General features: G+C 37.7%; 12 protein-coding genes. 1 reads left to right on the top strand and 11 read right to left on the bottom strand.

Features of this window, described 5'->3' with window-relative positions; all coding sequences use genetic code 11:
* The first annotated feature begins 114 nt into the window (after positions 1-114).
* Positions 115-354, top strand: a complete 240-nt coding sequence (locus WMO43_RS13775) for a DUF6061 family protein (protein WP_055232114.1) — start codon at positions 115-117, stop codon at positions 352-354.
* 121 nt (positions 355-475) lie between these two features.
* Here the strand turns inward: WMO43_RS13775 and WMO43_RS13770 are convergent, their stop codons facing one another.
* From WMO43_RS13770 to WMO43_RS13720, 11 genes are all read right to left on the bottom strand, one after another.
* Positions 476-739, bottom strand: a complete 264-nt coding sequence (locus WMO43_RS13770) for an HTH domain-containing protein (protein WP_262595099.1) — start codon at positions 737-739, stop codon at positions 476-478.
* Between the two features lie 31 nt (positions 740-770).
* Entirely contained in the window at positions 771-1,451 is a 681-nt protein-coding gene (locus WMO43_RS13765; protein ID WP_353531561.1) for a DUF6033 family protein, read from the bottom strand.
* A 40-nt stretch (positions 1,452-1,491) separates the two neighbouring features.
* A complete protein-coding gene (locus WMO43_RS13760) occupies positions 1,492-1,809 on the bottom strand; it encodes a hypothetical protein (RefSeq protein ID WP_353531560.1) in 318 nt (105 codons plus the stop codon).
* Between the two features lie 9 nt (positions 1,810-1,818).
* The gene (locus tag WMO43_RS13755) at positions 1,819-2,439 is read right to left on the bottom strand and encodes a hypothetical protein (RefSeq protein WP_353531559.1); all 621 of its coding nucleotides are present in this window, start codon (positions 2,437-2,439) and stop codon (positions 1,819-1,821) included.
* Positions 2,440-2,466: 27 nt separating this feature from the next.
* Complete coding sequence (locus WMO43_RS13750; RefSeq protein WP_055040600.1) at positions 2,467-3,366, bottom strand: hypothetical protein; 900 nt, start codon at positions 3,364-3,366, stop codon at positions 2,467-2,469.
* Positions 3,367-3,395: 29 nt separating this feature from the next.
* On the bottom strand, positions 3,396-4,151 hold the full coding sequence (gene fliD / locus WMO43_RS13745; RefSeq protein WP_117465675.1) for a flagellar filament capping protein FliD: 756 nt from the start codon (positions 4,149-4,151) through the stop codon (positions 3,396-3,398).
* A gap of 21 nt (positions 4,152-4,172) precedes the next feature.
* Positions 4,173-4,946 carry a FlxA-like family protein gene (locus WMO43_RS13740; protein WP_353531562.1) on the bottom strand — a complete coding sequence of 258 codons (774 nt, stop codon included), beginning with the start codon at positions 4,944-4,946 and terminating at the stop codon, positions 4,173-4,175.
* 205 nt (positions 4,947-5,151) lie between these two features.
* Positions 5,152-6,522, bottom strand: a complete 1,371-nt coding sequence (locus tag WMO43_RS13735) for a sensor histidine kinase (RefSeq protein ID WP_353531558.1) — start codon at positions 6,520-6,522, stop codon at positions 5,152-5,154.
* Positions 6,519-7,232, bottom strand: a complete 714-nt coding sequence (locus WMO43_RS13730; RefSeq protein WP_118142328.1) for a LytR/AlgR family response regulator transcription factor — start codon at positions 7,230-7,232, stop codon at positions 6,519-6,521. Before WMO43_RS13730 ends, WMO43_RS13735 begins: the two co-directional genes overlap by 4 nt.
* Before the next feature lie 354 nt (positions 7,233-7,586).
* Positions 7,587-8,297, bottom strand: a complete 711-nt coding sequence (locus WMO43_RS13725; RefSeq protein ID WP_306772925.1) for a DUF6040 family protein — start codon at positions 8,295-8,297, stop codon at positions 7,587-7,589.
* Positions 8,275-9,996 (bottom strand): MobA/MobL family protein, encoded by a 1,722-nt coding sequence (locus WMO43_RS13720; RefSeq protein ID WP_353531557.1) that lies wholly within the window; start codon positions 9,994-9,996, stop codon positions 8,275-8,277. Before WMO43_RS13720 ends, WMO43_RS13725 begins: the two co-directional genes overlap by 23 nt.
* Positions 9,997-10,136 lie beyond the last annotated feature (140 nt).

Below are 10,136 nucleotides of genomic sequence, written 5' to 3'. Positions count from 1 at the left end.
GAAAAATCTATAAAACAGTATAACACAAAATAAAAGTGACATGGTGAACTGATTGAAATGCTTCTGATTTTTGTAACTGATAATTGATTGAATGATAAGGAGAGATAAGATACGATGAGAACAATATTTGCAGAATACAATCCACAGCGCAATAGTATTGATGTTTACACCTCTGCTGGCTATATGCTCCGCATTGATTGCTGGGAAGCTGAAAAGAATTTAAAAACTACACCCGGATCAGACTGTGCATTAAACGCACTTGCTATTGATGAACCACTTGAATATGTACGATTATATTTGGACGGGAATATGCAGATGTGGGTAGATGCAGAAGATTCATTAGAACTATGGTGATTTTTCGACGGTGTGAAATTTTTTCTGTAAATTCAGATCTTCTATGATAATTGATGCGGCTTAATAGCAGTTTTCTGTTGTTAAGCTGTTGTTTATTTAATAGCAAAAATAAACCGGTATGTCAAGAACCCCCAGAAAATCTGAACGTACATTTACTCTTGATCATCCGGCTTATTTTCAACAGCACTAAGATTACCTTTTTTAATATTGTTTGGGATACTCCCTCCATAACCGTCACATCAATTTTATACTTTACTTCGATTTCAACTTTTTCTGGTGGATTGACTAAAAGCCTGTCAATATCATTTTCCTCAACACCAGCCATTTTTGCTATCGTTAGCTTGGATATGCCATAATAGGAAACAAGCAGTTCCAACCAATGCACCAATTTGATATTTCCCTTTTACCGAATCCTTTTATGCCTTAACATCACAACTTCCTCCGATAGATGGAGCTGTACCTACTGCCTGTGCTACAACATTCTCTGTAATGCTTTTCATATCCGTACCAATTGCAAATATTGTGCGTCTATCTTCCTGAATTTTCTTCATCTTCTCTTTTCTTTCAGCTCTCCGTTCTGCAAGTTTTTGTTCATTTTCTTTCCTTTTCTCGATTTTTCTATCTTCATCAGCCTTTTTTTGTTCTTCGCTTGGTCCTGTAATAACCATGGAGCCCATATTACCATCCTTATCTATCCATACCTGACGATACTTAACTTCACTACCAGTCATTGATTTAATCATTGAGTCAGCCCATCTATCTAATGCTGGAATTTTTGACAACATATTTTCATATTTTGTGGCAACCTCTGGATTACTCATCATCCTATTTAAAATCTCAGGAGCAATCCTCACATCTGTTTTTCCTGTACGATTAGCTGTTTTTACATTTTTATCCGAACTTCCTACCACAATATCTATTTGAGGATTTTTTTCCTGCAATTTTTTTACATAATCTTCCTGACTCTCTTCTGTTTTGCTCACCTGTGAATTTTCCTTTGTTTTTTGAATATCACAAGCTGCCTTTTTAACCGTGTTCTTGTAACCTGATGCATAATACGATGTGTAACTGTTGTTATTGATACCTGTAATTGCCATAATCCTACCTCCCTGTTATTGAAACTTAAAATAATTTCTATTATATTGAACGACTTGGATATTTAATTTCCGTTGATGTAAATTCATCTTCTGCCGAAACATTGATATGCCCACTGCTGTCAATAGCATACTCTTTACCATAAACGAAAAACGTATCTCCTTCTTTATATCCGATTTCTATCCAGTTTATATCATTTAACTGTTTTATCTTTGCGTCAACATTTATGGTCTTTCCTGATTCCTGCAATAAATAAGTGTGTTTTCCTGCTCCCGCATCTATAGAAAAGAATCCCGGAGAAATCCCGACTTTCTCACAGACGGACAATACCTCCTCATTGCTGTAGAGATACCCACACACACTCTTTCCCTATGCCAGATCAGACAGGATATTGCCTGCCTTACACATTTCCCACTTATAATTTGTTCCTTTTTGATTTGTATTCTCTGCAAGCAACGATTCCGAGGCTGCCCAGCCTATTCTTCCATTATTGACCGTCCATGTATATTTACCGCCACTTGATGTTGTCCATGCATAATAACTTTTATTACTTAGTACCAGAGAATCATTCGCAGCACAAATGCCTGACATGGTGCTTGTATTCATTTTCGGTACTGCATAATTAGGTACTACCTGTCTGCTCCCATTAAGGTCAAAGGAAATAACCCCGTACTCCTTAAAATCAGAATTATATCCACAGGAAACATTCTCCCCAAAATTGATTGCATCCAAAATAGCACTTGAATTATTATAGTTTGCAAAATAATAAGCTAATTCACTGTTAGAAATATTCGCATTTTTATCTATCAGTGCAGCTATTGATTGCTTTGAAAAGCCTCGTGCAGCATCAGAAATACTTAAACTGTCCTGTTTTTTATTATTTCCTACTCCAAGCAACATCTGTATTGCTTTTTGGTGTATTCCTGCCTCTGCCTGCTTTGAATATGTCAATAGCTGGTTTACTGTGTTTACATCTGTCACTGTCTTCATAATTATTCTCCAAACCCTTTTTCAACATTAAACGCCAAACATATGCTGCAATTTGTCCAGCATATTATTTACTCTGCCTTCAACAGCTTCTGGCTGATTCCTTAATTCATACCTGCTTCCATAGTAATCATTTAAACGGTCTTTCATCTCATTACAAAATAATTTTTGATCTGTTTTACCATTTAAAAACTGATTGCAGATACCACTTATCTCTTTCTTCTCATTTGTATAAAAAGCTGTCTCATCTGAGATTATTTCTGACTTGTACTTATAAGATTCTGTTTTGCTTCCAATTCCAACAACCATGTAATCTGGTGTCATTTTCTCCATGATAGAATTACGTGCCGAATCATTAAAATGAACATATTCGTCAATCATGTCTGAAAAACCAGCTTGAAATTGCTCTGGAACATACATTTCATTTACTTTCCTTAGCCCCACTTCACTTGCACTTAACAAAAATACAGATTCATAAGAAGTTCCTCTATATCCCTCCTGAGCATTCAAAGAATCTACATCTGCTGTCATTGCATTAATCTTCTCTTTTAAATCTTTCATTTCATCTTCTGTCAAATATTCAGAAGCATTTTCGTCCAGCCATTTTTCAAAAACCTCTGATTGATTTTCCGAACAGCCTTCAAACGCATTTTGTTCTCCAGAAATGGAAGTTGCTTTCAAATCTAATTTGAATAAATTTTCACATTTATATTCTGCTGGTATCTCTCTTATTTCTCCATTAATAGATGAAAAATGCATTGTATGAAAATCCGATACCTTATTACGAGCAGTCTCAACTAACTTTCTTGCTGAATCACTGATTTTCACATCATCCTCCGAAATAATATTCTGAGGAACAGTTGTTTTCTTCTCAACCTTATTTTTTATCATCTCTGGATTATTAATATACCTATTTCCTTGAACTTTCATAGCAACCTCCCTAAGTTAGTCCACACTTTCTATACTTCTTTATCTATCTTGCTCGATGTCAAAGAAGAATCCGTCTTAGAGTACGTACCATTATTTGTATAGGTTGCACTCGCCCGGTTTGCAGCATTCGATATACCAGTTGCTTTCTGCGATATTTTGCTTACAAAAGAATTATATCCTGTAAAGACCGTTTTCAGCGAACTGATATCTGCCTGCTTTAAAGCATCCTCATCTAATTCCAACTTGTTTCCTTTTCCTATGGTAATACCTATTTTGGCAAGCATATTACTGTTTTTGTCTGTCATTCCAGTCATCCATGAAGCATTTCGCAATACATCCTTTGTATTAGATTCTCCGGCTTCCTTAACTACATCATTATAATCTTCAACAAAAGATTTTACTGCCTTGGTGATTTTATCCCAGTCATAATCCTCTACCTCAATCTCTTCCCCCGTTTTTTCATCTTTCTTTTTTATTTTCTTTTTTTCCCAAAGAGAAGAGTCATTCAAAGCATCTGCTGATTTTTTCAGAGAATCTGCACTTGTTTTCATCAAGGTAAGTTTTTGTGAAGTATCACCTTTTCCCGATAATTTTTCAGCATCCTGTTTTGCATAATATGCTTTCATAAGTTTTCCATAGCTTCCATTTTTGATTGCAGCATAATCAGAAAGCATATTTGTATTGCCTACTGATGAACTATCTGACGTTCCACTAAACAACGCTGAAAAATCTACATTGCTGTTATATTTACTTGTATAATCACTAAAACTTTTGATTTCTGACATAACACCAGCCTCCTTTCCGAACTATAAACGTATATCGATCGGTGTATATACTACCGACTGTCCACTTTCTGATGCTGGATTTTTTATTGTTTCTGCTGTTTCTGTTTTAACATCTGCATTCTCTGATGCATCTGTTGCCGTATCTGCATTTTCCTGTGTATTCTCTGCTTTCTGCGTTTGATCCTTCTTTGTTTCTGCTGCATCTGTACGGTTGTCTGCCTTTGCTGCTTCTTCCATAGATTTATTTGCATCTGAAAGTGAAGACATCTGTGATGCTGTTGCAGACTGCGCTTTTGCCTGCAAATCTGCCAGTTCTTCTTTCTTTTCGGTATTGCCTTTTCCAGCATCCTGCTTGATTTCAGACTCAAGCACACCGGCTCTTCCTTCCATCTGTGTTGCCATACTACCCTGCACTTTTGCTTGCTTCATAGATGAATCTGCGGAAATCATTGCCCGCATACCTGCCTGTGACAAGCCTGTTCCTTTCTTTGCAGATGTATTTTTTGTACCAGCCACCATATCATCCATAGATGATTTTTTACTCTGCTGTTCCTTTCTCTGTTCAATCTGGTGCTGTCTTAACTGTTGATTGAGATTTGTAATTTCCTGTTGTATCTCCTGACGTTTCTTCATCTTATCCTCTAATGACAGTTCTTCATTTGATGATAAGTCCTGCAATTTCTGCTGTGCATTTGCAATCTGATTCTGAATATTTTTACTCACAGAATCATTCGCCTGTGCCATTCCCATTGCTCCTGTCTGCGTATTCGTTCCGTTAAATCCATTAATTTTCATCATTTCGTTATCCTCCTTGAGCTAATACTCTGAAATCCGTTTCCTGAAAATCTGTATAACATGATTTCTCTTTATTTTTTCTTTCGGCATATCTTTCTTCACAATAAACTGTGATGTTGTGAACCGCCCTTTTTTCGTTGTGAAGCATCAAAAAAGCACTACATATTTCTGTAATTTACAAAATACATAGTGCCAATTTATTTCTTTATTCTACCTGCATCATAATGCTAAGGATTACTTCCTCATTTCCCTGCTCCAAAGATATATCTCCCATATACATTCTGGCAACCCGGCGAATGTTATTCAAACCCATTCCATGTTCCCTCCCAGATTTGGTTGTTTCTGGCAAATCGCTATCACCAAAATTAAGCTGACCCCCAAAACTGTTTTTTATGGTTATCATAAAGATACTGTTTTTCCGAAAAGAAGAAATGCTGATATACGGATCATCTCCACTTACATTTTCCATGCAGTTATTCAAGGCATTATTCATGATCACACTCAAATCAAATGCATTTAACTTCGTATTCTGTGGATAATGAAAATCCGACAGAAACCGAATCTGCCTTTCTTTTGCTTCTCTCAGCTTTTCCATCAAAATGACATCAATTACCGGACTTCCTGTCTTTATTTCCGGAGATACCTCGTCCCATTCATTTTTCAGATGTTCCAAGTATTCTGTAGCATCATCTATATTATTATGTGCCACCAGATGTTCCAGTGTCTGTATATGATTTCCCATATCATGGCGCATGGAGCGGATATCCCGATACGACTTTTCGACTTCCTCGATATGCTTTTTCATGTCACTGATCTGATTTAATACCAGCTCTTGTCCCCGCTGTTCTTCCTGCATCTCTTTCCAGTTTTGAAACATTACAATCACAACAAGAATAGCAACTATGGAAATCAGATAGTGTAAAAAGCTTAAAGCTCCATAAAATCCATATGTATCAATCAAGTTCTTTCCAGTATCTCTTTCGTATATCATGAGATAATATTGTAAAATGCCATACCCAGTGACGCCTACAAGTGAAGGTATAATAAGCATTACCATCTCTTTGACGCTCATTTCATCTTTTTTGTATATGTACGCTTTATTGATCAGTCCTATTGCAACCGCAATAAAAGCAATACAAAGTACAATATCCAAAACTCTGGTTCCAACATATAGTCCGTACTGCAACCACACTTTTTCTGCACTCATATTCCGAAATACAAGTGCTTTTGTAACAAGATCATCAAGTCTGGCTGCCATTGCAACCGTTAACCATCGGATCGAAAAGAACGTAATTGCAAGAAATATTTTCTGATATATATTTCTTCTGTCCTCTACATACATTGCAAGAAACGCTGCTATAACTCCAATCAGATATGCGGAAAAATTATCAATCTGTGGCGGAATCATATATAAAACAAGCATAATCGTAATATAAACAATACTGACTGCCACAGCCCCTTTTTTCTTTTTTATATAGGGACAAACAAATTTTCCAAAATAGATTCCTGTAATCATAAGGAGTGCAATAACAGAAATTTTCGATGTAACCATCCAGCATTTTTCTACCAAACTCATCCGATTTCTTTTCCTTTCCTCTGATTATATTTCAAATATTGTTTTACAAACTCAGAATAATTCTGTTTTGCAATCAATGCAGTTCCATTTTCCATCGTCACACAATTTGCATCATATTTCTGAACATATTTGAAATGTACGAGGTAGGCTCTGTGTGTACGAAAAAAATCTGCTCCCGCAATTTCACTCAGTTCCTGCAATTTTCCATAATATTCAATATTCGTATCCCGTGTATGGATAATGACTTTTCGATTATATACCTCGGCATACACAATATCCTTCAAAAACACTTTCATATGGCTTCCTCCGGACTGCACCATCATGTATTTTTCATCCGATTGATTTTCAGAATATTTTTCAATGCTTCTGACTGCACGTTTCACAACTTCCTCAAATTTTTCATCTGAAAACGGTTTCACCAGATAATGAAATGCTGCAACATCAAATGCCTGAAAAACATACTCCTCCACAGCAGTTACAAATATCAATACCATTCTTTCATTTTTCTGACGCAGAATCCTTGCCGTTTCCATTCCATCCATTCCTGGCATCTGAATATCCAAAAATAGAATATCCGGCTCACAACCACTTGCAATCAATTCATCACCAGATAAATATTTTTCTATTACTGCATCCGGTAATAATTTCTTTATTTTTTCTTCTAATATCAATCCTATAGACTTATCATCATCACAGATTGCAATTTGCATCTTGTCACTTCCTTGCTTACATACAATTATATTTATTATATCGGAAAAGTTCTTTTAATAGCTAGCCACCATGTTGTGAACCGACCTTTTTTTGTTGTGAAATAGAATATCACATATAACGCGTTATTTGCTTCCTGTTAATACGCAAAAACACTGTATCTCAAACTCATTGAAATACCATGCTTCCCCGCATTTTCTATATTGTCCTATTGATATTATTACTTTACTATCCGACACGCCTCTTGGCGTGACTGTATCTATCAAAAAAGAAGCCAGCAGTTTATTCACACACTACTGACTTCCTATACTACTCATTTTATTTACTTCGCTGCGTCTCAGACAAGTTTTCCATCACTAAACATAACCTCTGTTTTCCCGCCATCCTTTTACATACCACCTGATTCCAACATATACCAGTTGCACAAATAATAAGAGAAATAGCAGATTGATCGGCAATACTGTCTTTATCGAATCTCCAAAGTAGATTGTTATTGCCATGCTTATAAGTATCACCATTACAGTAATCATATCCCAACAGTATTTCTTATATAACCCTGCAATCTTCATCCCTATAAACACTACAAGTATTCCCGCACCCACCAGACATCCACTATAAACCAGTATTTTTATCAGCCAGTATATAATTCCAGCAACGACAGGATTGGATATTCCATTACTAATCTGTGCCACGGTCTTTCCTGTCAGTACAACCCAGCCAGCAATGGTCTGTGTGAAAGTTGCGATTGTATCAAAGAATACCACGCAATCAGAAATAAATATTTTTGACCGTATCATCTGAAAAAGAGTAGTTGATATGGAATACCATATCAACAGAAATATCAATGCTTCATACATGACTGTTTTTGCTTTATATCTGCCTGCCAGTTTTTCTCTCTGTGTATCATACCTTTCCTTCGCTTTCAGATAAGCTGTCTGGTTACAATTCCCGCACTTTTGATAGAATACCGGCTTTTCAACCGGTATCTCTACTTTTTTCTGATGGGAGAGTGCATAATCCCGTTCCTGTTCTGCCTGCCTTAGCTTATCTTGACATTCCTCTGTCATGATTTCGGCAGCGTGCGTTTTCTCTTTCTCGCTCTGCAATAATTCTTTTGTTTTCCTCAAGTCGTTCTTTAAGGCTTGAATGTTCCCTGCTTTGTTCTCGCTGTTTAACTTCTCGTTCAAGGTCAGCGATTCGTCGATCTGCATTTTCAATTTCTCGATAGTCCGGTCTTTCTGGTCGAGTTCTTCCTGCATCTGCTCTGTCAGCATTAGCAGTTCTTCCAGTTGATCGTCGCTCTTTGAGTTTTCGTATTCTGTCATCTATATCCCTCGCTTTCTCTATCTGCTGTTCAATGTCAGTAATTCGCTGTTCTGTTTCTGTAATAATCGGTTCTCGCTGTTTAATTTCTGTGCTAATTCCTGCCATTGCTGATTCTCGTCTGTAAGTCGCTGTATCTGGTCTGCCTTTTCTTCCAGAAGCATCAGCAGTTCTTCTGTATCCGGCAAGATTTGAAGCAGCTCTGATAATTCTTTCTCTAATTGCTGCAATCGTTCTTCCTGCTCCTGAAAGCACATCAGCTTCTCGTCCTTTTCCTGTATCTCCTGAAGCATCTCTGCCATGATATTCTGTTGTCCCTCTATCTGTGTAATCATTGCTTCCATCATGGGAATTACTTCTTTGCTTTCTTCTAATGTCATTCAAACACTCCCTCCACATAGACAATGCACCGGATACCTTACCAAAGGTTGCAATTACCTTTTGTAACAGTGCATTTTGTTTTTTAATCATCCGGTTTTCCTCAACCTTCCATGAACCTTTCCTTATCTGTCCGGTGAGATATTTTTCGTCAATCTTTCTTGCATCCGCACCCTCATGAATCATAGGGACTTTTAATTTGCCCTGTCTTTCATAAGAGCGGTGGTCAATCTGATTGTCTATGGATAAATGCCGGTTACACATCCCAGCCCATTCGCTTCGCCATAACTCACAATTCTTTGGATTATTCCAGCCGGTAGCATCGGTCAGAACCCGTTTCCATTGTTTTCGGTTTCTTGCCCCGACTTTCTGTACTCCGTTTTCATCAAGTACCGGAATGCGGATTCCATGCCGGTCAGGATTTTTCTTATCCTGCCACCAGTCCGGGTGGGATTCATCAACCACGATATTTCCGTCAGTATCTCTGACAAAATCCCAGTCCTTGACTTCTTTGTTGCCCCATGAGTGATCCGGATTGAATGATCGCATGGTTACAAGTAAATGCACATGTGGGTTTCCATCGCCCTTGTCGTGTATGCTCCAGTCGGCACACATTCCCTTGTCCACGAAAGTCTTTTGAATATATTCGGTTGTATAATCAATCTGTTTCTGTCTGCTCCATTCTTTCGGCAGGGAAAATTCAAATGAGCGTCCAAGCTGTGCATCTGCATTTTTTTCTATCTTCAAGACCTCATTCCATAGCCGCTGTTTCTGAAATGTGATTTTAAACTTTTCCAGTGCGGCTTCCTTATCGTCCGCTCTTTTATAACGGATAGACTGTTGAAACCTTTTTATATTTTCTTCTGGTACATGCAGCCATTCAGGAGGTGCATTTTCGCACATCATCAGACTGGTGTAGACAACTTCCTTTTTGGAAGTATAGTAACTGATCCTGCCTGTTTCCTCATTCTTCATCACATCTCCATTAAGATATGCCGATGCGGATATGACAGATTTTCCTTTACTGCGTCCGACAATCTTTACTGTAAAATGAAATATCGCCATGATACGATTCCCCCTTTCTGCCGTATCCGGCATTGATTTCCGACAGCATCTTCTTCTGGTTTGGCAGGAGTGAAGCTGTCGGAACGCCCTCTGCGCAAGAGTGCCCCCTGCGGCATGAGCAGGTCTGGCTGAAAGCCCCG

Source organism: Maccoyibacter intestinihominis (assembly GCF_040096355.1).
Lineage (GTDB): Bacteria > Bacillota > Clostridia > Lachnospirales > Lachnospiraceae > Maccoyibacter > Maccoyibacter intestinihominis.
This window is presented reverse-complemented; position numbering and strand designations above follow the sequence as displayed.